The 25,232-nt window shown below is 61.8% G+C and carries 19 protein-coding genes; 14 read left to right on the forward strand and 5 right to left on the reverse strand.

What is annotated here, in order from left to right; translation table 11 throughout:
- Nucleotides 1–312 precede the first annotated feature (312 nt).
- The 3 genes from VNX23_RS25700 to prfB all read left to right on the forward strand — a co-directional run bounded on the left by VNX23_RS25700 (nt 313) and on the right by prfB (nt 5,482).
- The gene (locus tag VNX23_RS25700) at nt 313–1,620 is read left to right on the forward strand and encodes an N-acetylmuramoyl-L-alanine amidase (RefSeq protein WP_325634373.1); all 1,308 of its coding nucleotides are present in this window, start codon (nt 313–315) and stop codon (nt 1,618–1,620) included.
- A gap of 129 nt (nt 1,621–1,749) precedes the next feature.
- The gene (locus VNX23_RS25705) at nt 1,750–4,239 is read left to right on the forward strand and encodes a penicillin-binding protein 1A (RefSeq protein ID WP_325634374.1); all 2,490 of its coding nucleotides are present in this window, start codon (nt 1,750–1,752) and stop codon (nt 4,237–4,239) included.
- A gap of 111 nt (nt 4,240–4,350) precedes the next feature.
- Nucleotides 4,351–5,482, forward strand: a protein-coding gene (prfB, locus tag VNX23_RS25710; protein WP_325634375.1) for a peptide chain release factor 2 whose coding sequence is annotated in 2 segments (ribosomal slippage) — nt 4,351–4,419 and nt 4,421–5,482 — 1,131 coding nt in all. Because the reading frame shifts where the segments join, the coding sequence is not laid out codon by codon here.
- Between the two features lie 39 nt (nt 5,483–5,521).
- Here the strand turns inward: prfB and VNX23_RS25715 are convergent.
- Both VNX23_RS25715 and VNX23_RS25720 read right to left on the reverse strand, forming a co-directional pair.
- The gene (locus tag VNX23_RS25715; protein ID WP_325634376.1) at nt 5,522–6,895 is read right to left on the reverse strand and encodes a M23 family metallopeptidase; all 1,374 of its coding nucleotides are present in this window, start codon (nt 6,893–6,895) and stop codon (nt 5,522–5,524) included.
- A gap of 102 nt (nt 6,896–6,997) precedes the next feature.
- A complete protein-coding gene (locus VNX23_RS25720) occupies nt 6,998–7,747 on the reverse strand; it encodes a peroxiredoxin (RefSeq protein WP_414643080.1) in 750 nt (249 codons plus the stop codon).
- Between the two features lie 187 nt (nt 7,748–7,934).
- On the opposite strand from VNX23_RS25720, the gene VNX23_RS25725 reads away from it, so the two are divergent.
- Nucleotides 7,935–11,630: a DUF3971 domain-containing protein gene (locus VNX23_RS25725; protein WP_325634378.1), complete on the forward strand. Its 3,696-nt coding sequence runs from the start codon at nt 7,935–7,937 to the stop codon at nt 11,628–11,630.
- Between the two features lie 14 nt (nt 11,631–11,644).
- Here VNX23_RS25725 and VNX23_RS25730 read toward each other — a convergent pair whose 3' ends face one another.
- Nucleotides 11,645–12,895: an MFS transporter gene (locus VNX23_RS25730; RefSeq protein ID WP_325634414.1), complete on the reverse strand. Its 1,251-nt coding sequence runs from the start codon at nt 12,893–12,895 to the stop codon at nt 11,645–11,647.
- A gap of 98 nt (nt 12,896–12,993) precedes the next feature.
- Nucleotides 12,994–14,247, reverse strand: a complete 1,254-nt coding sequence (gene tyrS / locus VNX23_RS25735) for a tyrosine--tRNA ligase (protein ID WP_325634379.1) — start codon at nt 14,245–14,247, stop codon at nt 12,994–12,996.
- Nucleotides 14,248–14,585: 338 nt separating this feature from the next.
- Here tyrS and VNX23_RS25740 point away from each other — a divergent pair, with 338 nt between their 5' ends.
- A complete protein-coding gene (locus tag VNX23_RS25740) occupies nt 14,586–15,686 on the forward strand; it encodes an anhydro-N-acetylmuramic acid kinase (RefSeq protein ID WP_325634380.1) in 1,101 nt (366 codons plus the stop codon).
- A gap of 81 nt (nt 15,687–15,767) precedes the next feature.
- Nucleotides 15,768–16,436: a glutathione S-transferase family protein gene (locus VNX23_RS25745; RefSeq protein WP_325634381.1), complete on the forward strand. Its 669-nt coding sequence runs from the start codon at nt 15,768–15,770 to the stop codon at nt 16,434–16,436.
- 152 nt (nt 16,437–16,588) lie between these two features.
- Here the strand turns inward: VNX23_RS25745 and VNX23_RS25750 are convergent, their stop codons facing one another.
- Nucleotides 16,589–17,236, reverse strand: a complete 648-nt coding sequence (locus VNX23_RS25750) for an alpha/beta hydrolase (RefSeq protein ID WP_325634382.1) — start codon at nt 17,234–17,236, stop codon at nt 16,589–16,591.
- Between the two features lie 319 nt (nt 17,237–17,555).
- Here VNX23_RS25750 and VNX23_RS25755 point away from each other — a divergent pair, with 319 nt between their 5' ends.
- The 8 genes from VNX23_RS25755 to VNX23_RS25790 all read left to right on the forward strand — a co-directional run bounded on the left by VNX23_RS25755 (nt 17,556) and on the right by VNX23_RS25790 (nt 25,213).
- On the forward strand, nt 17,556–18,713 hold the full coding sequence (locus tag VNX23_RS25755) for a cysteine desulfurase family protein (RefSeq protein WP_325634383.1): 1,158 nt from the start codon (nt 17,556–17,558) through the stop codon (nt 18,711–18,713).
- Between the two features lie 91 nt (nt 18,714–18,804).
- Nucleotides 18,805–20,301, forward strand: coding sequence for a Fe-S cluster assembly protein SufB (gene sufB / locus VNX23_RS25760; protein ID WP_325634384.1), 1,497 nt, complete (start codon nt 18,805–18,807; stop codon nt 20,299–20,301).
- Between the two features lie 107 nt (nt 20,302–20,408).
- Nucleotides 20,409–21,161: a Fe-S cluster assembly ATPase SufC gene (gene sufC, locus VNX23_RS25765; RefSeq protein WP_325634385.1), complete on the forward strand. Its 753-nt coding sequence runs from the start codon at nt 20,409–20,411 to the stop codon at nt 21,159–21,161.
- A gap of 114 nt (nt 21,162–21,275) precedes the next feature.
- Nucleotides 21,276–22,601 (forward strand): Fe-S cluster assembly protein SufD, encoded by a 1,326-nt coding sequence (gene sufD, locus VNX23_RS25770; RefSeq protein WP_325634386.1) that lies wholly within the window; start codon nt 21,276–21,278, stop codon nt 22,599–22,601.
- Nucleotides 22,598–23,845: a cysteine desulfurase gene (locus VNX23_RS25775; RefSeq protein WP_325634387.1), complete on the forward strand. Its 1,248-nt coding sequence runs from the start codon at nt 22,598–22,600 to the stop codon at nt 23,843–23,845. The genes sufD and VNX23_RS25775 overlap by 4 nt, the downstream gene beginning before the upstream one ends.
- On the forward strand, nt 23,842–24,231 hold the full coding sequence (locus tag VNX23_RS25780; protein WP_325634388.1) for an SUF system Fe-S cluster assembly protein: 390 nt from the start codon (nt 23,842–23,844) through the stop codon (nt 24,229–24,231). The genes VNX23_RS25775 and VNX23_RS25780 overlap by 4 nt, the downstream gene beginning before the upstream one ends.
- An 87-nt stretch (nt 24,232–24,318) precedes the next feature.
- Nucleotides 24,319–24,714, forward strand: coding sequence for an iron-sulfur cluster assembly accessory protein (locus tag VNX23_RS25785; RefSeq protein ID WP_325634415.1), 396 nt, complete (start codon nt 24,319–24,321; stop codon nt 24,712–24,714).
- Between the two features lie 40 nt (nt 24,715–24,754).
- Entirely contained in the window at nt 24,755–25,213 is a 459-nt protein-coding gene (locus VNX23_RS25790; protein WP_325634389.1) for a TfoX/Sxy family protein, read from the forward strand.
- Nucleotides 25,214–25,232: the final 19 nt, after the last annotated feature.

Genomic DNA, 25,232 nt, shown 5'->3' on the forward strand with positions numbered 1-25,232 from the left:
TGACCTGGGACCGGACGCCGCCCGGGCTCGAAACCGCCGCTCCTTGTCAGCCGCGCGCTGCGCTGGCTGCGGAGGGCCGGAAAAACGCTGGAATCTCAGCTCTTTAGAGTTTCCTGCGCTGCACCGGGAGGCTGAACACGACACAACCGGGATTTTAGCCGTCAGCATGTTTTACATACGTGGATTGACCGCCCCGTGCAAGTGAGGCGTCGCGGGGCGGCCACACTTGGCCTTATTCGCGGTATAAGTCTTAAGCTGCCGTTAACCCTGCGGTCCTCTTCGGGTAAAAGGGCCGCTCGGAGGCGGGATTCGTTGGCGAGCCGCGCAAATCATCATGTTTTGCTGGGTTGTGCGCTGTTGTGCGCGGCAGCATTTTTTTACTCGCGTTTCGCCCTGGGTGGGGCGGGTGAAGGCCAGCCTGCCGCTACGTCGAATTTGCCGGTTGCCTCGGACGCTCGCCTGGCTGGCGACGGCAAGCAGACCCGCTTCATCCTCGACCTCGACCAGCCGATTTCGTTTCATGCCTTTCCCTTGGCCGATCCTTACCGCGTAGTCGTCGACTTTCCTCAGGTGAGTTTTCGCCTTCCGCCCGGGATCGGGACCGCCGGACGAGGACTTATCAGGGCATTCCGCTATGGCCTGGTGATGCCAGGCGGCTCGCGCATCGTGTTTGATCTGACCGGTCCGGCCAGGATCGCCAACGCCTCGGTGCTGGAAGCAGCCAATGGCCAGCCGCCGCGGCTGGTGCTCGAACTGGAAGAGACGGATCGCGCGAGCTTCGTTCAGTCGCTTGCGACTGAAAGCCGGCCCGAACTTCGACCCGCGATCGGCGCTGCCAAGGAACCCGCGACCCCCGTGGTGGCCAAGGTCGAGAGCGCGCCAGGCCCGGCTGCGCCGGGCGATTTGCGTCCGGTGATTGTCATCGATCCCGGCCATGGCGGCCCGGATAATGGCACGCAGTCGGGCAGCGAGATCATGGAAAAAAACCTGGTGCTGGATTTTGCGCTGGCGTTACGCGATCGCATCGAGAAGTCAGGCAAATACCGCATCGTCATGACCCGCAATGACGACACCTTCGTCCCGCTCGACGAGCGGGTCCGGATCGCGCGCAATCAATCGGCGGCCCTGTTCGTATCGATCCACGCAGATGCCTTGCCACGTCGCGAGGGTGATGCGCAGGGGGCAACGATCTATACGCTCTCCGACCGCGCGTCCGACGCCGAAGCCGAACGCCTTGCCGAGGCCGAGAACAAGGCTGATGCCATCGGTGGCGTCAATCTGACCGAGGAGCCGACCGAAGTTGCCGATATCCTGATCGACCTCGCACAGCGCGAGACCCGCACATTTTCCAACCGCTTCGCGCGGATTCTGATGGGCGAGATGAAGACGACCACGCGGATGCACAAGCATCCCCTGAAATCCGCCGGTTTCCGGGTGCTCAAGGCGCCCGACGTGCCCTCGGTGCTCGTCGAACTCGGCTACGTCTCGAACAAGGAAGACCTCGGACATCTGGTTTCGGAAAGCTGGCGGTCCCGTACCGTCGGATCGGTGGCGCATGCCGTCGACGCATTCTTCGCCAAGCGCATGGCAACGGCCGGACCGGCGGAACCGAAGAAGTAACGGGCCGGTCGAAGCCCTAGTTTGGCCACAGCGACCGCACTATAAAAAAAGCCGCGGGGGCATGCGGATTCGACCACTAAAGGAAAGCGCCGGTAATTTTGGCGTATGGGCTGAAACGGACATTCGATCATGCGCTTGCTGGTGCGGTTCTTGGGTTTCCTGTTCGCCGCCGGAACGGTGCTGTTCCTGGTCGGCGTTGCCGCCGCTGCAGGGCTGATTTGGCATTTCTCGAGGGATTTGCCGGACTATTCGCAGCTCCAGGACTATGAGCCGCCGATCATGACGCGCGTCCATGCAGCGGATGGTTCGCTGCTTGGCGAATATTCGAAGGAGCGACGGCTATACCTGCCGATCCAGGCCGTTCCGAAACTCGTCATCAATTCGTTCCTCGCCGCCGAAGACAAGAATTTCTACGAACATGGCGGCATCGACTTCTCCGGCATGGCGCGCGCCGCAATCCTTTACGCGCAGAACTTCGGCTCCAACCGCCGTCCACAGGGCGCCTCCACGATCACCCAGCAGGTGGCGAAGAACTTCCTGTTGACCAACGAGGTCTCGTTCACCCGCAAGATCAAGGAAGCCTTGCTGGCGATGCGCATCGAACGCACCTATTCCAAGGACAAGATCCTCGAACTCTATCTCAACGAGATCTATCTCGGGCTTGGCGCCTACGGCATTGCCGCTGCATCGCTGGTCTATTTCGACAAATCGGTGAACGAACTCACGGTGGCTGAGGCCGCCTATCTCGCCGCCTTGCCAAAGGCTCCCGCGGCGCTGCATCCGGTACGCAATCGCGACCGCGCGATCGAGCGACGCAACTATGTGGTCGACCGGCTGCTTGAAAACGGCTGGATCAAGCAGGCCGACGCCGACAAGGCGCGCAAGGATCCGCTGAACGTGACCAACAGATCCAATGGCGCGCACACCTTCGCCGGCGAGTATTTCGCCGAAGAAGTTCGCCGCGACATTTTCGAACGCTATGGCGAGAAGAAGCTTTACGAGGGCGGGCTTTCGGTCAGGGCCACGCTCGATCCGAAGATCCAGGTGATGGCCCGCAGAACCATGGCCGCCGGCATCGTCAATTACGACGAGGCGCAGGGCTGGCGTGGTCCGGTGAGCAAGCTCGACATATCAGGCGATTGGGGTGTGAAACTCGCCGACGTCAAGTCGCTGTCCGACATCTCGCCCTGGCGGATGGCGGTGGTTCTCGAAACCAGCGATCAGTCGGCCAGGATCGGCTTCCAGCCCGGCCGCGAGCTCGGCGGCGCGATCAGCAAGCAGCGGCAAACCGGAATTATCACGCTCGACGGCGTCAGATGGGCCAAACCCACATCAGGCCCTGCCAGGGGCAGGACGCCGAACGCGGTGTCGCAGATACTTTCGCCGGGCGACGTCATCTATGCCGACCCCCTGATCAGGGACGGCACGCCCATCGAAGGGCAATTCCGGTTGCGTCAATTGCCGGAAGTCTCCGGTGCGATGGTGGTGATGGACCCCTGGACCGGCCGCGTTCTGGCGATGGTGGGCGGCTTCTCGTTCGACCAGAGTCAGTTCAACCGCGCCACACAGGCCTACCGGCAGCCGGGCTCCTCGTTCAAGCCGATCGTGTATTCAAGCGCGCTCGACAACGGCTATACGCCTTCGACGGTTGTGGTGGACGCGCCGATTGAAATCGATCAGGGGCAGGGCGGGGGCGTCTGGCGTCCGGAAAATTATTCGTCGGGCAAGTACAATGGACCGACCACGCTGCGAAACGCGCTGCGCCTGTCGCTCAACACCGTCACGGTACGGCTGGCGCAGGACATCGGTATGCCGCTGATCGGCGAGTACGCCCGACGCTTTGGCGTCTATGACGAGTTGCCGAATTATCTCTCCTACGCGCTCGGCGCCGGCGAAACTACCGTGATGCGCATGGTCACGGCCTATTCGATGTTCGCCAATGGCGGCCGGCGAGTGAAGGCGACGCTGATCGACCGCATCCAGGACCGATACGGACATACGATCTTCAAGCACGACAGCCGCGAATGCCGCGGCTGCGACGCCCCCAACGGCTGGAAGAATCAACCTGAGCCCCAGCTTGTCGATCGCCGCGAGCAGGTGCTCGACACGATGACGGCCTATCAGATCACCTCGATGATGGAAGGCGTGGTGCAGGGCGGCACGGCGATCGTGGTCAAGGAGGTCGGCAAGCCGATCGCCGGCAAGACCGGCACCACCAACGAGGCCAAGGACGCCTGGTTCATAGGCTTCTCGCCGGACATCGTGGTCGGCATTTATCTCGGGTACGACAAGCCGCGCACCCTCGGCCACAAGGCCACCGGCGGTGCCCTGGCCGCCCCGATCGCGCGCGACTTCCTCAAGCTCGCGCTCGCCGACAAGCCGGCGATTCCGTTCAAGGCACCCGTCGGGATCAAACTGATCTGGGTCGATGCCAAGAGCGGCATGCGCGCCGTCCGAGGCGAAGGCCGGACGATCCTCGAAGCATTCAAGCCGGGTACCGCGCCGCCGGATAATTACTCCGTCATCGGCGTGGCTGATGCCGACGGCCGCCAGATGCTGCAGCCCTCGCCCGACGCCGACCGCAGCCTGTTCCGTCCCGGCACAGGCGGGCTCTACTAGAGAAAGCACCTTGAAGCGAGCCGGCCGCGATTGCGCTTTGCGTCATCGGCCGCTACATCCCTCCACAGCTTTTGTCATGGCGGCCTCTCGGCCAGGGAGCAGAGATCGAAAATGCGTGCCGAAGTCGAACGTCTGGTCGAAGAGATCAAGCAGTCAGTCGGGCTGCTGAGGAGGCATCTTTGACGTCGAGAAATCCACCGCGCGCCTGGCGGAACTGAACAAGCTCGCCGAAGATCCCAAGCTCTGGGATGATCCCCAGAAGGCGCAGAAGCTGATGCAGGAGCGAACCTCGCTGGACGATGCGCTTGTTGGCATCGGCAAGGTCGAGCGTGAGCTCGAAGACAATGTCGGGATGATCGAGCTTGGCGAGGCCGAGAACGATTCTGGCGTCGTGGCTGAAGCGGAGGCCGCGCTCAAGGCGCTCAAGAAGGAAGTCGCGCGTCGCGAGCTCGAAGCCCTGCTGTCGGGCGAAGCCGACCGCCTGGATTCCTATCTCGAGGTTCATGCCGGCGCGGGCGGCACCGAGAGCCAGGACTGGGCCGAGATGCTTTTGCGCATGTATACGCGTTGGGCCGAGAAGCACGGCTTCAAGGTCGAATATCTGGAAGAGACGCAAGGCGAAGAGGCCGGGATCAAATCGGCCACCATTCAGATCAGCGGTCACAACGCCTATGGCTGGCTGAAGACCGAGGCTGGCGTGCATCGGTTGGTCCGGATATCGCCGTTTGATTCCAACGCCCGCCGCCATACGTCGTTCTCCAGCGTCACGATCTTTCCGGTGGTCGACGACAGCATCAAGATCGACATCAAGGAAGCCGATGTGCGCACCGACACCATGCGCTCGGGCGGCGCCGGCGGCCAGCACGTCAACAAGACCGAATCCGCGGTAAGGCTCACCCACATTCCGACGGGGATTGCGGTGGTCTGTCAGGCCGGGCGCTCGCAGCACAAGAACCGGGCGCAGGCCTGGGACATGTTGCGCGCGCGGCTCTACGAGATCGAATTGAAGAAGCGCGAGGAAAAGGCCGCCGCCGATCAGGCCGCCAAGACCGATATCGGCTGGGGCCACCAGATCCGTTCCTACGTGCTGCAGCCCTATCAGATGGTGAAGGACCTGCGCACCGGCGTGCAGACCTCGGATACCTCAGGCGTGCTCGACGGAGACCTCGACGAATTCATGGCAGCGACCTTGGCGCAGCGCGCCTTCGGCACGGTGCCGGATGTGGTCGAGGACGTGGATTAGACCAACGAAAAGCCCGTTCGAGGATAAGAACGGGCGCTCTCAGCCCGCGCTCAGGCGCACGCCGGCGCGCAGGAATTTTTGCGGGTCGACAGCGTCGCCATCGATCCTGGTCTCATAGTGCAGATGCGGTCCGGTCGAGCGTCCGGTCGAACCGACGGTGCCGATCACCTGTCCGATCCGCACGAAATCGCCGACCTTCACGTTGATGTCCGAAAGGTGCCCGTAACGGGTGGACAGGCCGTTGCCGTGGTCGATTTCCACCAAGCGTCCGTAGCCGCCGGACCATCCTGACGACACCACCTTTCCGTTGGCGGTGGCGCGAACCGGGTCGCCGGTCGCCGCACGGAAATCGAGGCCGGTATGCATGGCCGGGCGGCCGAGGAACGGGTCACTGCGCACGCCAAACCCGGAGGTGAATTCGATTTCGCCGATCACCGGCTTTCGATAGGGCACCAGCACGAGGGTCCTGTTGAGGCGATCGATCTGGGCGCGGGTGAGGTTGATACGATAGAGCTGGCGTTCGAATGGGCCGGCATCCGCGCCAAGCTTGACGGGAACGAAGGGACCGCCCATCGCCGCGCGCGGGGTCGCTGCTTGCAGCTGGGTCATGTCGAGACCGAGATCAGTGAACACGCTGCGCATCCGCCGCATACGCGATTCCATGCGGTCTTCGAGCGAATTGAGCGCCGCAAGCTGGCGACCCTCGATCTGGTCAAGCGAGTTTTGCAGGCGGACGATGATGTTATCGACGCCCTGGTTCTTCGCAAGCCTGGATGCCGGCGGATGGATGGCGACGGGCGCGCGCGATTCCAGACGCGCCTCGCGATCAGGCGGCGCCACGAACACCGCGGTATCGCTGATCGGCGAGGGTTTCGGCACGACTGAGGCGGCGGAGTCCGAGGCAGCGCCGCCGCGCGACGGGGCCCTGATCGACCCGGTCGTCTGCAAATCCGGTACTGCGCCCAGCGCGGTCGTTCGCGATTCCAGCACGCTCTGGCGACGCATGACCTGATCGAGTTTCTGGTCGAACTGTTCCTGATCGAGCAGCTGCCGGCTGGTCGTGCGGTCGACCTTCGCACGCAGTTCCGCAATCCGGTCTTCATAGGCGTACTGCATCTCGGCCTGGTGCGCGATCAGCCGGGTAAGAACGTCGTCGCGAAACGCGAAATAAGTCGCGGTGGCGGCCGACCACATTCCGAGCAGTGTCACGGTGCCGATCACGATCCAGAACGCAACCGGTCCGAAGCGAACCTGCTTGCCCGCATGGACCAGCGTATAACCGCTGTTCTGCACGTCGCGCCCCTGCGCGTGGCGGGAAGCAGCCGGGGCTTGTCCGATTCCCTGGCGGGCTGACTGCCTGCCGTGGTTATGCGCGTGCTGGTGGTCGTCACAATGGCCGGAACGGTACGACATCGGCACTCCCGCGCCGGTCGGAGGTGAGTTCCTTGCGGCCAAATCTGCGAGCAAGATTTGACCCGGCCATGGTTAATTTTTCGCGAACGGTCGTTGCGCGGATCAGGCCGCCCGCGCAGCGGCCAGCACTTGCTCTGCGTGTCCGTCGACCTTCACGTGACGCCAGACCTTGAGGATCTGCCCCTTGGCGCCGATCAGAACCGTGGTGCGAATGATGCCCTGGAACGTCCGGCCATACATCGATTTTTCTCCCCAGGCGCCGTACGCCTCGAGCATCCGGTGATTCTCGTCGGAGGCGAGAGCTACCGAGAGCTCATGTTTGTCGCGAAAGGCTTCCTGCGCCTTGAGAGGATCGGCCGATACCCCGAGGATGGCGGTGTGATTTTCCGCAAAGGCGCTTGCCAGGCGCGTGAAATCGATCGCCTCCCTGGTGCAGCCCGGCGTATCGGCGCGGGGATAAAAGAACAGCACCAGTTTCTTGCCGGCGTAATCGGAAAGCGAAACGGTGCCGCCGCCGTCGCGAGACAAGGAAAACGCCGGTGCCTTTGCACCCTCGACCAGCGCCGCTCGGGCGGCGCGTGGTGTCCCGTTGCCTGTGGAAAGATCCGAAAGCCCTGCTTTTGCAGTCCCCCGAACCGGCCTTTTGGCGCCGGCGGATTTTAACGCTTTGGACGGGGGCTTGTGCGATGATGCTTTCGGCGCGGAGCTTCGGTCCGGCCTGTTTTTCATGTTCTTGCTTGATTTGCTTGCGGACGGGGTGCGGGGCTTCGAGGACGTCTTTTTCGCCGAGGTCCCCGAGGCCGTTCGGAGGGTCGCGCGGACCGGGGATTTCTTACGCCTTTTCTTGGACATACGCCTTCCTTTCGTCGCTTTCCGCAGATCAATCATTGCGGTATTGAGGCAAGCCGGAATCATGCGGTCTGCCGGACGGGCCGGATCCGCGCAGAGTATGCTTAAAGGAAGTTGGATACGCCACCCGTTTGCTCCTGAGTGCGGTCTTTGCGCGGATGATGTGGGTACTAGGTGAGGATTGGTAGCGATGCCGGCACGGGAGCCTTCGTTGCGTGTCGACGGACGGGGACTTGGCGGCGACCAATCGCGCGATCAACGCCAGCACCGAGAGGCAATGGTAAGCAGCACGCCGCCAAAGGGTTCGAAACCACGCGCTGACGCCGGGCAGCCGCAGTGGAATGACTCCAACTGGGATCACGAGCACGACGAGGCGTGCCGTCGCGCGCAGCGGCTGTTGTCGACCTCCAACTCCCGCTTCCACGTCTTCATTGATCGCCCCAGGTCGTTCTGGCGCCGGCTCGTCCGCGAACGCTGGGTCAGGCGGCTTGCGATCGTCTTGGGGGCATTGCTCTTGATTTTCACCGGCTGCTTCGGCGGCCTGTGGTGGCGCCTCGGTGCGGGTCCCATCAACCTCGACATGGCCACACCGTGGCTTGCCTCTGCGATCGAGGAAAACATCGGTCACGGCAACAGCGTCGAGGTGGGCGGCACTCAGATCGAGCGTGCGGGGCGAATTCGCATCGCCGTGCGTATCCGCGACATCATCGTGCGCGACCGCGACCATGCGATCGTGGCGAGCGCCCCGAAGGCCGAGGTGAAGCTTTCCGGCACCGCGCTGTTGATGGGCCGGCTTCGCGCCGAAAGCCTCAACCTGGTTGACGCAGAACTTGCGGTGCGAATTACGCCGGATGGATATGTAACCGTTTCGGCCGGTGACAACGCGCGGCCGCTCGCGACCGGCGTCGCTTCGAGAAAAGCGGCAGGCATCCCGCCTGCCTTTCCGCGCCAGGCGGCGCCAACTGTAGCTCCCGCTCCGCAGCCGGCGGCCGGCGCGTCGCCTGCGACACCTGCTGGCGCCGACAGTACCCAAAGCGGTTTTCTTGCCGGTCTCGATTGGCTCGACAGCTTGAGTCTGACCGGGTTCGATGGACAAAACCTCAACGAAATCGGTTTGAAGAACGGCAATTTGATCGTTGACGACCAGCAGCGCGGCAACAAATGGAATTTCCAGAACATCACGCTGAGCCTGCGTCGACCGCGCGGCGGCGGGGTGGCGTTCAGCCTGGGCGAGGAGGGCCGTCACGCCTGGTCGTTGCACGTGCTGGTGGGACCTCTCGCCAGCGGCGTGCGTTCGGTCGATATTCGGGCCGACAAGGTCTCGACCACCAACATCCTTCTGGCCCTGCGCCTGAAGGATTTGACCTACACCGCGAATTTGCCGCTGAGCGGGGAACTGAAGGGCGAACTCGGCCGCGACGGACTGCCGACCTATTTCCGCGGCAAAATCACCGCAGGCGCCGGCGATATCATCGACACCGATACGCCCGATTACCCGATGGCAATTGATTCGGCGGAAGTGAGCCTCGAATGGGATGCGGGGCGGCGCGTCCTGATGGCGCCCTTCAAGATCATCTCCGGGCAGAACAGGATCACCGTGCTTGCGCATCTGGAGCCGCCCAACGGCAATGTGACCGAATGGCAGTTGGGCTTTTCCGGCGGTACCATCGTGCTGGCGGGGATCGACAACGAACCGCCCCTGATCTTCAACCGCATCAACATCGCCATGCGCTTTGACACCGAAAGAAAGCGCGTGGTCATCGCACAGGCCGACTTCAGCAACGGCGAAATCGGCGTCGCGGGGACCGGCAGCCTGGACTATTCGGCCGAACCGCGTTTGATGCTGGGCTTTGCCGGAACACCGATGTCGGTATCGGCGCTCAAACGGATCTGGCCCACCATTATTGTGCCGGAAGTGCGCGAATGGGTGATCGAGCGGGCCGATCGCGGCGCGATTCAGCGCATCGATGTTGGCGTCAACTCGCCGGTTCGAAACCTCTCACGAAAGGGGCCGCCGATCCCGGACGAAGGTCTCAACGTCAACATCGTTGCCAATGGCGTGACGCTTCGCCCGGTGGATGACCTGCCATCGGTGCGCGACGGGGATTTGAAAGCCCATGTCAGCGGCCGTACGGCGACCGTGACGATCGGCCAGGCCATGGCCGACACGCCGGCTGGACGCAAGGTTGGAATCTCGGATGTCGTGTTCGAGGTGCCGGATATGGCGCCGAAGCCGTCGCCGGCGCGGGTGAAATTCCGCCTCGATGGCCCGGTGCCCGCGGTGGCCGAGATTCTCGCATCCGACAAGCTCAGCGACATCGCGGGCACGCTGGTCGATCCCAACGCGAGCAAGGGAACGGTTTCGGCAACCGTCACGCTCGGCCTGCCGATCAAGCGCCAGTTGACGAGAGCCGACACGACCTACGCGGTGACGGCCGACCTCGGCGGCTTTGCTGCCGATCGGATCGTGATGAACCAGAAGCTGGAGGCCAATACGCTGAAGGTCGTCGCCAATAATCAGGGCTATCAGGTCAAGGGCGACGTGAAGATCAACGGTCAGGCCGCCTCGCTGGATTACCGCAAGCCCGCGGAAGGCGATGCGGATATCAAGCTGCAGGCGACGCTGGATGAGGCAAGCCGCGCCCGCTTTGGTTTTGACATGGGACCTGCGGTCAGCGGGCAGATTCCCGTCAAGCTGATCGGCAAGATCGGCGGTGACACGCGGGTGGGCGTCGAAGCCGATCTGACCTCCTTGAAGCTCGACAATATCCTGCCGGGCTGGGTCAAGTTGCCGGGCAAATCGACCCGCGCGACTTTCAACGTGGTTCAGAAAACGCAATCGACGCGCCTCGAGGATATCGTCATCGAAGGCGGCGGCGTGTCGATCAAGGGATCGGTCGAAGTCGACCAGAATGGCGACCTGCTCAACGTCAACTTCCCGTCCTATTCTCCTTCCGAAGGCGACAAGACCTCGCTGCGTGCCGAGCGCGGTCCCGATGGCGTCCTCAAGGTCACCATGCGCGGCGACGTATTTGACGGCCGCGGTTTTCTCAAATCGACGATTTCCGGCAGGGACGCCGACAGCAAGGCAAAATCGAAGAGCATCGATTTTGATGTTGACGTAAAGCTGGGCGCGGTTGCCGGCTATTTCGGCGAGGCGCTGCGCAGCGTGGACGCGAGAATGTCGCGCCGTAACGGAGCGATCAAGAGCCTGACGTTCTCGAGCAAGCTGGGACGCGACACGCCGGTGACGGCGGATCTGCGCGGCCGCGCCCAGGGCCACGAGGTGATTTATCTCGAGACCAACGACGCCGGCGCGTTCCTCCGTTTCACCGACATGTATTCCAAGGTGGTCGGCGGCCAGCTTCAGTTGGCGGTGGACCCTCCGGCGGCGGAGCCGACAGCGAAGGAGGGACTGCTCAATGTCAGGGACTTCGCCGTCAAGGGCGAGAGCGCGATTGATCGTCTGGCAGCAGGGGGTGCGAGCGGAGCGCAAGCCGGAATCGGCTTTACGCGCCTGCGCGCCGAATTCACCCGGCAAAACGGACAGCTCTCGATTCGGGAAGGCGTTTTGAAGGGTCCGAGCATCGGCGGCACGATCGAGGGGAGCATCGATTACCCCGGCAATCAGGTGCGCATGAGCGGCACCTTTATTCCGGTGTACGGGCTCAACAATATGCTCGGTCAAATTCCGGGCTTTGGCCTGTTTTTTGGCGGCAGCAATGAGGGGGTGTTCGGCATGACCTATGAGGTCGTCGGTACGCCGGACAAGCCGACGCTGCGCGTCAATCCGCTTTCGATGGTCTTCCCCGGAGTCACGCGGAAAATCTGGGACTTCAATACCGGCAAGCAAAACAACTCGACCGAGTTTCCGAACAACAACTGAACTGCGCGGCCGAATCACCGCCGCAGCGCCGGCACGACCAGAAACGGGATCATGCCGAGGATCACGGCCACCAGCGCGAAGACGATCAACGGATTGTAGCTGTGGCTGAAGTCGTGGATCAGGCCGCCGCTCCAGGAGCCGAACGCCGACCCGAGCCCGCTGCCGATCGAAATCGTCCCGTAAATCGTTCCGACGCGCCTTCCGGAAAATATCTTCATCGCGCTCGCCGTGAGCAGCGGGCCGCGTGAGCCGATCATGCTGCCGAAACAGACGACAAAGCCCGCCAATATCCAGAAGTTTGGGTACCATTGCAGCAGCCAGAGCAGGAAGATTCCGAAGATCGACAGCGCGTACGAAAACAGCACCGAAGGCCTGCGCCCGATGATGCCGTCGAGCCAGGAGACGCCGAGCATGCCGAACAGGAGTACGACGCCGGAAAAGCCCCAGGCGGTCGCCGCCTGCAACGGCGGAAATCCCGCATCGATCAGGTAGGCCACGACTTGCGGGGCGATCGCATACATGCCGATCGCAGTGAAGAAGAAGGTCGAGAACAGCGCCCAGAACGCGTGGTGGCCCATCGCGTTCGCCAGCGTCCAGCCCTCACCGGAGGAAACATCTGTCGTTTGATTCCTGGCCAGATGCGGCGATCCTGTTGAAAACAGCCGCCAGGGCATGATCAGGAGCGGCACGAGAAGGATAATCGAGGCGCCGCCGAAGATCTGATAGGCGCCGCGCCAGCCGACATGATCGATCAGAATTTGTGAGGCCGGCAGCAGCACCAGCACGCCGGCGCCGGTCGCGGAATAGACCACGGCCATCGCCGTCGGCAGGCGCGGGCCAAACCACCGGCCGAGCAGGATGGAATTGGGAACATTGCCGATCAGCGCGATGCCGAAACCGACGCACAGGCCAAGGCTCAACTGGAGTTGCCAAAGCTGACTTGCGTTGGCGGCGAACAGGAATGCGCCACCAAGCAAGAGCAGGCCGAGCGAATAGACGCTGCGCGGGCCCGAATAATCGAACAGGCGGCCGATCAGCGGTGAGGCGAGTGCGCCGGCAAGCGCCGTCACCGAATAGACGGAGACGACCTGGGCACGGTCCCATCCGAAACTTTCGGAGATCGGCAGCAGGAAGACGGTAAAACTCTCGCCGAGACCGCGGCCAAGGACAGAGAGGGCAAAGCACAGCGCCAGCACGCCGAGCGCCGTGCGCGCCGGCTTTTCCGTCGCAATGCCGGTTTTCTCCCGTGACGTCTGTTGATCCATGTTGCGCAGGGAGCGCGTTTCCGCAACTCCCTGCAAGCGTCAAATGCGAATACGCCCATGCAACCCAGCCACTGCGATGGAATGTTTTGGCCGTGCCGCTACACGGGCCTGAGCAGGACGTGCCGCTTCTTTCCCATGGACAGCTTGATCACCCCTTCCCTCGTGAGATCGGAGGGTTTTAAGACCATCTTCTCGTCGGTGACCGCGGTATCGTTGACGCGCAAGCCGCCGCCCTTGATCTGACGGCGTGCCTCGCCGTTCGAAGCCACAAGTCCGGCCTTGACGAAAGAGGCCAGCACGCCGATTCCGGCTTCGAGTTCGCCGCGCAAGACTTCAACCTTCGGAAGGTTTTCGGCAATCGCGCCTTCCTCAAATGTCTGCCGCGCCGTTTCCGCCGCGGTGTGGGCTGCGTCGGCACCGTGCAAAAGCGTTGTGGCGGAATCAGCCAATGCTTTCTTGGCTTCATTGATCTCCGCACCCCTGAGCGCCGCGAGCCGTTCGATCTCCGAAAGCGGGATTGTGGTGAACAGCTTGAGGAAGCGCGTGACGTCGGCATCCTCGGTGTTGCGCCAGAACTGCCAATACTCGTAGGGGCTCTTCATGTCGGCATTGAGCCAGACCGCGCCGCTGGCGGTCTTGCCCATTTTCTCGCCCGAGGATGTCGTGATCAGCGGCGTCGTCAGCGCGTGCAGCTGCGGCGTGCCCATCCGCCGCCCGAGATCGATGCCATTGACGATATTGCCCCACTGGTCGGAGCCGCCCATCTGCAGGCGGCAATCGTAATGCCGGTTGAGCACCACAAAATCGTAGGCCTGGAGAATCATGTAGTTGAATTCGATGAAGCTCATCTCCTGGTCGCGCTCAAGCCGGAGCCGGACCGAGTCCATCGCAAGCATCCGGTTGACCGAGAAATGCCGGCCGATGTCGCGCAACATCTCGATCCAGTTCAGCTTCGTGAGCCACTCCGCATTGTCCGGCATGACCGCGTCGCTCCTGCCTTCGCCGAAGGTCAGAAAACGGGAGAACACCTGTTTGATGCCCTCCTTGTTTTGCTCGATCTCCTCGATCGAGAGAATCCTGCGTGTCTCGTCCTTGCCGGAGGGATCGCCGACGCGGGTGGTGCCGCCGCCCATCAGCGCGATCGGCTTGTTGCCGGTCTGCTGGAGCCAGTAAAGGCACATGATCTGCACCATCGACCCGACATGGAGGGAGGGCGCGGTGCAGTCGAATCCGATATAGGCGACGAGCTCGCGCCTGGCCGCCAGCGCATCGAGCGAATCGGGGTCCGAAATTTGATGAATAAAGCCGCGGCTTTGCAGCACATCGAGAAAATCAGATTTAAAAGCGGTCATTTGTCGGCGACCCTGATCATTCTTGTTTTACGGTAATTGCAACAAAATTGCGGAACCCTGCGCGGACGGGCTGCCGGTGCCGTTCGCGCTGTGGCATTATAAGATGTGTCCGTTTGGCACAAGCTGAACGTCCTAGACCAGCGCACTCCACTAGTGCCGCCCATTTGAAGTTCCTGCAGCACTTGCGGCAATTTTTTCCAGGAACTTCAAATGGAAAAGCGGCACCAGATTCATAAGATTTGCTAGTGCCCATGACTTTCCGAAGTTCGTGAAAGGTGGGCGCTGCGACGGAGCACGAACTTCGGAAAGTGGGCACTATGGCCGGGGCTTGATTTGAGATGATTTTAACGGCTGTCGGTCTGATGAGCGGGACCTCGCTCGACGGGGTCGATGTTGCCATGATCGAAACCGACGGCAAGCGGATCAAGGCGTTTGGTCCGTCCGGGTACAGGCCTTACACCGAATCCGAGCGGCGTGTGCTGCTTCAGGCCCTGACCGAAGCCGCCCACCTGCAGCAGCGCGACGCGCGGCCGGGTATTCTGCAGGAGGCCGAGCGCGCCGTTACCGTGGCGCATGCCGAGGCCATGGCCAGCTTCATCGCGCAGAACCGCATCACTTGCGAGGACATCGACATCGTCGGCTTCCACGGCCAGACCGTGCTGCACCGTCCCGCCGAGCGGATGACGGTGCAGATCGGCGATGCCGCGGCCCTGGCGAAAGCCATCCATATCCCGGTCATGCATGATTTCCGCGCTGCCGATGTCGCCGCGGGCGGGCAGGGCGCGCCGCTGGTCCCGGTCTATCATCGCGCGCTCACCGCCTCGCTCGAGCGCAAAGGGCCGATCGTCGTGCTCAATATCGGCGGCGTTTCCAATATCACCTACATCGACGGAGATACCCTGATCGCCTGCGATACGGGCCCCGGCAACGCGCTGCTTGATGATTTCATGTATCGCGAAACCGGCCAGCGCTTCGATGCCGACGGCCGCATGGCTTCCCAGGGCAAGGTCGACGAGGCCTGGATCGCGCAGGCGCTCAACGATCCCTTCTTCGCCTTGCCGCCGCCGAAATCGCTTGACCGCAACGATTTTGCCAAGCTCATCCTGCGTGACGTGTCACCGCCCGATGGTGCGGCGACGCTGACTGCATTGACCGCTGCGGCGATCGGCCGAGTGGTTCCGCTGCTGCCGAAGAGGCCGAGAAGCTGGGTCGTCGCCGGCGGCGGCGCGCGCAATTTCACCATGATGCGGATGCTGCGCGAGCGGCTCCGGCCGGCTCCCGTCGAGGCCGCCGAAACGCTGGGCTGGTCGACGGATGCCATCGAGGCGCAGGCTTTCGGTTTCCTGGCCGCGCGCGGCCTCAAAGGCTTGCCTCTCAGCTATCCCGCCACCACGGGCGTGCCCATCCCGATGACCGGGGGCGTGATCGCAAGACCGTGAAGCGATCGAGCGGCATCGATCTTGACAAGTTATATGCAGATGCATCTACATTAATGTATCTGCATTGACTTAGAGGTCGTCATGGCCCGTCTCAGACTGATCAGCCACAAGCTTTGTCCCTACGTGCAGCGCGCGGTGATCGCGTTGACCGAGAAGGGTGTTGCCTTCGAGCGTATCGACGTCGATCTCGCCAACAAACCGGAATGGTTCTTGCGCGTTTCTCCGCTCGGCAAAACGCCGGTGCTCCAGGTCGACGACGTCGCGATTTTCGAATCCGCCGTGATCCTGGAATATCTGGAAGAGACCAGATCGAAGCCGCTGCATCCGGCTGATCCGTTGCGGCGCGCAGAGCATCGCTCCTGGATCGAATTCGGTTCCCAGATCCTCAACGATATCGCAGGCCTTTACAGCGCGGTCGACGAGAACACATTTCAGGCCAAGGCCACCCATCTGCAGCAGCGTTTTGCCCGGCTCGAGGCGCGTGTGGTCGCTTCCCCTTGGTTCGACGGCGAAAGCTTCTCGCTGGTGGATGTGGTATTCGGCCCGGTGTTTCTCTATTTCGACGCGTTCGACGAAATCGGCGACTTCGGAATTCTCGCGGGCAAACCGAAGCTGACAAAATGGCGCAAGGCGCTTTCCGAGCGATCTTCGGTGCGCGATGCCGTCGGCGCCGATTATCCGGCGCTGCTGCGCGATTTCCTGAAACGGCGCAATTCATGGATATCGCAGCTGCAAGCGGAGGCTGCTTGATGGTTGTCCACCGAGTTCAGTAGGTGTTGGCCGCCTGTCCCGGGCGCGATGCAGCGCGTAGCGCTGCTTCGCAGAACCGGGACTCATTCGTGGACGTGCGACTGCAGAGCCAGGCCCCAGCTCAACGGCGCGCCACTGTCCGGGCACGAGCCCTAGCGGACGTTGGCGAGCCGCATGTCCAGATAGCCGGTTACCGTCTGCATCAGCGGCTCCAGCTTGCCGTCGAAGAAATGATTGGCGCCCGGGATGATCTGCTGGTCGATCACGATGCCCTTCTGGGTTTTCAGTTTCTCAACCAGCGTGTTGACGTCCTTGGGCGGCACGACCGCATCCCTCTCGCCGTGCACGATCAGGCCTGAGGACGGGCAGGGCGCAAGGAACGAGAAGTCGTAGAGGTTGGCGGGCGGTGCGATCGAGATGAAGCCTTCGACCTCCGGCCGGCGCATCAAAAGCTGCATGCCGATCCAGGCACCGAAGGAGAACCCCGCAACCCAGCAGGCGCGCGCTTCCGGGTTGATGGTCTGCGCCCAGTCGAGTGCGGAGGCCGCGTCCGAGAGCTCGCCCGTGCCGTGATCGAACGAGCCCTGGCTGCGGCCGACACCGCGGAAATTGAAGCGCAGCACGGAAAATCCGCGGTGGGCAAACGCGTAGTAGCACTGATAGACGATCTGATGATTCATCGTGCCGTGAAACTGCGGGTGCGGATGCAGGATCATCGCGATCGGTGCATTCTTCTGCTTCGCTGGATGGTAACGGCCTTCGAGACGGCCCGCGGGACCGGTGAAGATGACTTCAGGCATTGAGGGTCCTTGGCAAAATCAACCGATTTTTGCTGGCTCTGTCTGGCTATTTCGCGGACAAAACCTTGCGGAATGAAGGGGCTGATCGGACGTCGCTGGTCGATGCGCGAACGGCGTCCGGTGAACTGGAGGCCGCGTTCTAACATAGGGCGAGGGGCAAAAAGCAAGCATTTTGAACGGCTGGCACGGCGCGCCTAAGGACAGTCGCGTTTTCAATCGCATTGCAACGCGGCCTGGTGATCGCCAACTGGCATAACGTGGTGTGACAGACGGCCGGCAGTTCACGGCCGGTCTCTTAAGTAGGTATTATAATACTCGGATGGCTGAGAGGGTTTATCTCGACTGGAATGCGACGGCCCCGCTTCGTGCCGAGGCGCGGCAAGCCATGATTTCGGCGCTTGAGCTTTGCGGCAATCCCTCCTCCGTTCATGCCGAGGGTCGGAGTGCGCGGAAACTGGTGGAGAATGCGAGAACCATCATCGCGAACGCCGTGGGCGCTTTGCCGCGGAACGTCGTCTTCACCTCGGGCGGGACTGAAGCCAATGCGCTGGCGCTTAGGCCTGGGCTAAGGCGCGGTTCAGGCGCCCCGGTTGAGCGGCTCCTGGTCTCGGCGATCGAACACGCCTCGGTCCTGGCTGGTGGAAGCTTTTCGGCCAAAATCATCGAAACCATCCCTGTGACGAGTTCGGGCCTGATCGATCTTGGCCGCCTGCGCGCCCTGCTTGTCGGCCGGCCCCCGGCACTGGTGTCGATCATGTTGGCCAATAACGAAACCGGAGCGTTGCAGCCGATAGCGGAAGCGGCCGAGATCGTGCGCGACAAGGGCTGTCTGATGCACGTCGATGCGATCCAGGCCTTTGGAAAAATATCGTTTAATATCAATGCCCTGAATGCCGATCTGGTGACGCTTTCGGCACACAAGATCGGCGGACCCAAGGGCGCAGGTGCCCTCGTCCTGGCTGAGGGGCTCACTGGCCTCGAGCCGCTCCTGCGCGGCGGAGGTCAGGAGCTGAGTCGCCGGGCGGGAACCGAAAATGTCGCGGGAATTGCTGGTTTTGGAGCTGCCGTAAAGGCTGCGCTCGAAGCGCTTGAAACCGATACAAATCGCCTTCAGGCGCTGCGGGACAAGCTTGAAAGCGGCCTGCGGCAAACGCCGGGCGCGATGGTCTTCTCCGATGCCGCTCGCCGCCTGCCCAATACAACACTTTTCACGGTTCCAGGCTTGCGGGCCGAAACCGCGGTGATTGGCTTCGATCTGGCCGGCGTCGCGGTCTCCTCGGGGTCCGCCTGTTCATCCGGTAAGGTACAACCCTCTCACGTGCTCCAGGCGATGGGTTTCGGTCCTGAACTGGCCCAGGGAGCGGTGCGGCTCAGTCTGGGCTGGTCCACGGGGGATGCAGATATTGATCTCTGCCTGGAGGCTTGGCGAAAGCTCGCGGGTAGCTTACTTAAGGATCAGCGACGAAACACGGCTTGAACGGTTCTAAGCAGGTTTCGTTGGTGATACATCGTAGTACACTTGCTGAATGATCCACCGCGGTCCTTGAAACCGTGAGCGGAGGAACAGAATGGCTGCCGTCCAGGAGACGGTCGATCGGGTTCGCCGGATCGACGTCGATCAATACCGTTATGGGTTCGAGACGCTTATCGAGTCCGAGAAGGCCCCGAAGGGGTTGTCGGAAGATACCGTCCGCTTCATCTCTGCAAAAAAGAACGAGCCGGCCTGGATGCTGGAATGGCGGCTGGAGGCCTATCGCCGCTGGCTCACCATGACCGAGCCTAGCTGGGCGCGCGTCAACTATCCCAAGATCGACTACCAGGACATCTACTATTACGCGGCGCCGAAGCCGAAGAAGCAGGTCGCTTCGCTCGACGAGATCGACCCGGAAATCCTCAAGACCTACGAGAAGCTCGGCATTCCCTTGCGTGAGGTCGAGGTCCTCGAAGGGGTGGTGCGCCCGGATGGCGGCAACGGATCGGGCGAGCGCCGAATTGCGGTGGATGCGGTGTTCGATTCCGTTTCGGTCGCCACCACCTTCAAGCAGGAGCTGAAAAAGGCCGGCGTGATCTTCATGCCGATTTCGGAGGCGATCCGCGAGCACCCCGAACTCGTGAAGAAATATCTCGGCACGGTGGTACCGACTTCCGACAATTTCTTTGCGACCCTGAATTCGGCCGTGTTCTCCGACGGCTCGTTCGTGTATGTGCCGCCGGGCGTGCGCTGCCCGATGGAATTGTCGACCTATTTCCGAATCAACGAGCGCAACACCGGACAGTTCGAACGCACGCTGATCATCGCCGACAAGGGCTCGTATGTCAGCTATCTCGAAGGCTGCACCGCGCCCCAGCGCGACGAAAACCAGCTTCACGCCGCCGTGGTCGAGCTGATCGCGCTAGACGATGCCGAAATCAAATATTCGACGGTGCAGAACTGGTACCCCGGCAATTCCGAGGGCGTCGGCGGCATCTACAATTTTGTGACCAAGCGCGGCGACTGCCGCGGCAAGCATTCGAAGATTTCATGGACCCAGGTCGAAACCGGTTCGGCGATTACCTGGAAATATCCGAGCTGCATTTTGCGCGGTGACAATTCGCGCGGCGAGTTTTATTCGATTGCGATTTCGAACGGCCACCAGCAGGTCGATTCCGGCACCAAGATGCTCCATCTCGGCAAGAACACCACGAGCCGGATCATCTCCAAGGGCATCGCCGCCGGCGTGTCGCAAAACACCTACCGCGGCCTCGTCACGGCGCATCGCAAAGCTACCGGCGCGCGCAACTACACCGCCTGCGACTCGCTTCTGATCGGCGACAAATGCGGCGCGCACACGGTTCCCTATGTTGAGGCGAAGAATTCCTCCGCCCTGTTCGAGCATGAGGCGACGACGTCGAAAATCTCCGAAGACGTGCTGTTCTATTGCACACAACGCGGCTTGAGCCAGGAAGAGGCGGTTGGGCTGGTGGTCAACGGCTTTGTGAAGGATGTGCTGCAGCAACTGCCGATGGAATTCGCGGTGGAAGCGCAGAAGCTGATCTCGATCTCGCTGGAGGGTTCGGTTGGATAGAGCCTTGAGGAGATTGAGCGAACCTTCATTCGGCGAGAAATCAGTTTCCACCATGCTCATGCGTCGTCGGCGCTCTGTTCGGCGAGATAAAAACGGAAAATAAGGTAATGGCCTTACTCGAAGTCAGAAATTTGAATGTGCAGGTCGATGACCGCGAAATCCTCCACGGGCTTTCGCTCACGGTCAACGAGGGCGAGGTGCACGCGATCATGGGGCCAAACGGCTCGGGAAAATCGACGCTGTCCCATGTCATCGCCGGCAAGCCGGGTTACGAAGTCACCGGCGGCGAAATCCTTTACAGGGGCGAGGATCTCCTGGAAATGTCGCCGGACGAGCGCGCCGCCAAGGGCGTGTTCCTGGCATTCCAGTATCCGGTCGAGATTCCCGGCGTCGCCACCATGACGTTTTTGCGCACGGCGCTCAACGCCCAGCGCAAAGCGCGCGGCGAAAGCGAATTCTCAACGCCAGCCTTCCTCAAGAAGGTACGTGAAGTTGCCGCGAAGCTGAACATTCCGCAGGACATGCTCAAGCGCGGCGTCAATGTCGGGTTCTCCGGCGGCGAAAAGAAACGCAACGAGATCCTGCAGATGGCGCTGTTCGAGCCGGCCCTGTGCATTCTCGACGAGATGGATTCCGGCCTCGACATCGATGCGCTGCGCATTGCCGCCGACGGCGTCAACGCGTTGCGTTCGCCGAGCCGGGCGATGGTGGTGATCACGCATTACCAGCGGCTGTTGAATTACATTATCCCCGATTTCGTCCACGTGATGTCGAGGGGCCGCGTGGTGAAGAGCGGCGACAAGCAATTGGCGCTCGATCTGGAGGCCTCCGGTTACACGCAGTTCGACGACGCGGCCTGACGCTACGCCATGATCCGGAAAAGCGGGAACCGGTTTTCCGAAAGATCATGCGTAAATGAGTAACCCAAAGCGCGATCGTCGCGCTTTAGCGACCGAGTTCAAACGGATTTGATGATGAATCTTGCACTGGCAAAATCCGACACCGCACGCGCGACAAGCGATATCTTCGCGACCGCGCGCGACCGGCTGCCTGGCGAGGGCGCGGTCGCGGAGGTGCGCCAGCGAGCGCTCGAGGACTACGAGCGCGCGGGTCTGCCGCACCGGCGGATCGAAGAATGGAAATACACTGATTTGCGCGCACTGATGCGCGAGGTGCTTCCGCTTGCTGAAGCTCCCGATTCCGCCGCGCTCAAGCGCGCCGAGGCAGCGCTGGCATCGCTTGCCGTAACCGAAGCTCGGCGGCTGGTCCTGGTCGATGGCGTGTTCGCGCCGGAGCTTTCGGATCTTTCTGCCCAGGAGAGGGGTGTGGGCGTGCGGACCCTGCGCGACGCGCTCGAGGAGCCGGCTAACGATTCGAGAGCAGATTTGCTCGGCAGTAGCGCAATCGCAGGCGCGATGCTTGCGTTGAACGCAGCACTGGCGACTGATGGCGTGTTGGTCACGATTGCCGAAGGTGCCGCGCTCACGAAACCCCTTCACATCGTGCATGTCGCGACACGTTCGTCGGCAGCGCACTATACCCGCTCGTTCCTGACCGTCGGCAAGGGTGCAAGAGCGACCCTGCTGGAGAGCTTCGTCGCAGCCGAAGGCGCGCGGTCCTATCAGGCCAATGACGCTGTCACTATCCACCTCGGCGAGGACACCGATCTGCAGCACGTGCGGCTGATGACTGACGCGCCGGATGCCATCAATATTACCAACGCGATCTTTACGATCGGCGCGAAATCGTGCCTCAACACGCTCAACATGACCACTGGAGGGGGCGTGAGCCGTTATCAGGGATATCTCGCTTTTGCCGGCGAAGGCGCCCAAGTCACCGCCAACGGTGTCAGCCTGCTCAAGGGCCGGCAGCACGCCGACAACACCCTGTTTCTCGACCACGCAGTCCCGAATTGCTTCAGCCGCGAGATATTCCGTTCGGTCATCGACGATCGCGCCCATTCGGTGTTTCAGGGACGCATCATGGTGCGCCCCGACGCGCAGAAGACGGACGCCAAGATGATGACGCGGGCGCTTTTGCTGTCGGACGAGGCCGAGGCCGACAACAAGCCGGAGCTCGAAATTTTCGCCGACGACGTGACCTGCGGCCATGGCGCGACCACCGGCGCGCTCGACGAGAGCCTGCTGTTTTACCTGCGCGCACGCGGCCTTTCCGAGAAGGAGGCGCAGGCGCTTCTGATCCAGGCCTTCGTTGGTGAAGCGGTCGAACAGATCGCCAGCGATGGATTGCGCGAGCTCGCGATTTCGGCGGCGCAGCGCTGGCTCGAGGCTCGGGGATGACCATGCATCCGGCGGTCGCAAACGGTTCCTATGATGTCGCAAGGGTGCGGGAGGATTTTCCTGCGCTTGCGCTCAAGGTCTACGGCAGGCCGCTGGTCTACCTCGACAACGCCGCCTCCGCGCAGAAGCCCAACGCGGTGCTCGACCGCATGAACCTCGCCTTCAAGACCGAGTATGCCAATGTGCACCGGGGGCTGCATTACCTCGCCAATGCCGCCACCGAAGCCTATGAGGGCGCCCGCGCCAAAGTGGCGAAATTCCTCAATGCCGCGCGGCCTGAGGAAATCGTCTTCACCCGCAATGCGACGGAAGCGATCAATCTCGTGGCATCCTCATGGGGCGAGCCGAACATCAAGGCCGGCGACGAGATCGTGCTTTCGATCATGGAGCACCATTCCAACATCGTGCCCTGGCATTTCCTCAGGGAGCGCCACGGGGCCGTCATCAAATGGGCACCGGTGGATGACGAAGGCAATTTCCTGATCGACGAGTTCGAAAAGCTGCTCTCCGCGAAAACCAGGCTGGTCGCCATCACCCACATGTCGAACGCGCTCGGCACCGTCGTGCCGATCAAGGAGGTAGTGAAGATCGCGCATGATCGCGGGATTCCCGTGCTGGTCGACGGCAGCCAGGCCGCGGTTCATCTGCCGGTCGACGTGCGGGACATCGGCGCCGATTTCTATGCTTTCACCGGCCACAAGTTGTACGGACCGACCGGCATCGGCGTGCTTTATGCCAAGCACGAGCATCTCGTGGCGATGCGGCCCTATAATGGTGGCGGCGAGATGATCCGGGAGGTGGCGCGCGACTGGGTCACCTATGGCGATCCTCCGCACAAGTTCGAGGCGGGCACGCCGGCGATCGTTGAAGCGGTGGGACTGGGAGCGGCGATCGATTACGTCGATTCGATCGGCAAGGAGCGAATCGCAGCGCACGAACACGATCTTCTCGACTATGCCGAAGCTCGCCTGCGCGAAATCAACTCGCTTCGCATGATCGGGACAGCAAGCGGGAAGGGGCCATTGATCTCCTTCGAAATGAAGGGCGCCCATCCCCATGATGTCGCGACCGTGATCGACCGTCAGGGAATAGCTGTGCGGGCCGGAACCCATTGCGTCATGCCGCTTTTAGAGCGGTTCAATGTGACAGCGACCTGCAGGGCGTCATTCGGAATGTATAATACGCGCGAGGAAATCGATCAGCTGGCGCAGGCACTGATCAAGGCCAGGGAATTGTTCGCATGACCGATACCGTCGAAGCCAGGAATCCGGAGACGGCGAAAGTCTCCAATATGGAGACCCATTCGGCGTTGCCGCCGGAGGAAACGGAGCGCTTGAGCAGCGAGATCGTGGCCGCGCTGAAAACCGTCTTCGATCCGGAAATACCCGCCGATATCTACGAACTCGGTCTGATCTACAAGGTCGATCTCAAGGACGACCGCTCTGTCGATGTGGTGATGACGCTGACAACGCCGAACTGCCCGGCAGCGGGAGAGCTGCCGCAGATGGTGGAGAACGCAGTCGCCAGCATTCCCGGCATCGGCGTCGTCAACGTCAATCTGGTGTGGGACCCGGCATGGACTCCGGACCGGATGTCGGATGAGGCCCGTCTCGTTCTCAATATGTGGTGATGCGTTCGGATTTGACCGATCACTATTATCGAGAGGCAATAGAATTGGTACGATTGAATTCGCCCTGGGATTGACCACATGACTGACATGACATCCACATCATCGACATCCAAGCCGAAGCCGCGCCCGCGCCCGCAGGTCATGAAGCTTACCGAGGCTGCTGCGCAACGCGTCCAGGAACTGACAAAGCGCGCCGATTCCGAAATCGTGGGCTTGCGGGTCGGCGTCAAGAATGGCGGCTGCGCCGGGCAATCCTACACGGTCGAATATGCCCACGAAGTTCGCCCCACAGACGAGGTCGTCGAGGACAAGGGCGTGAAGATCCTGGTGGATCCCAAGGCGGTGCTGTTCCTGCTCGGCACCGAGATGGACTACAAGGCCGACAAGTTGCAGGCCCAGTTCATCTTCAACAATCCGAACCAGATAGGCGCCTGCGGTTGCGGCGAGTCCGTGCAGCTCAAGCCTGCGAACGCCGAAACTTGAGTATCGTGTTCGCCACGCTGCGTGACGGCGGCCTGCGTCCATGGACCGCGAATTTCTGATCGATCTTTTTTCCGATTTCGGCCCGGTGACGATCCGCCGGATGTTTTCCGGATTTGGCATTTCCGCCGACGGCATCAACTTCGCGCTGGCGCTGCGTGCAGGGCTTTATTTTCGTGCAGATGAGGCGACCATTCCGCAATTCCAGGCGGATGGATCGAAACCGTTTCAGTATCAGCAGCGAAGAACAGGGAAGGTCGTCACCGTCAATTCGTACTGGGAATTGCCGGCGCGGTTGTTTGACGATTCAGAAGAATTTACCGGTTGGGCAAAGGCCGCACTGGCGGCCGCGCAACGCGCGGCGTTGACGAAATCCCCCAGAGGTCGAAAGAGGGCCAAGGCGCTCGACGCCAAAACGACAGCCAAGAAGTCTGCGTCCGGAAGGAAGCACGCCAATGCAAAGCCGGCCACAAGCAAAAAAGCCAGGGGAAAGCGGCCTTAGAGCCTTTTCAGTTCTGATT

Origin of the sequence: Bradyrhizobium sp. (genome assembly GCF_035570375.1) — a bacterium.
In the GTDB taxonomy this organism is placed as follows: Bacteria; Pseudomonadota; Alphaproteobacteria; order Rhizobiales; family Xanthobacteraceae; genus Bradyrhizobium.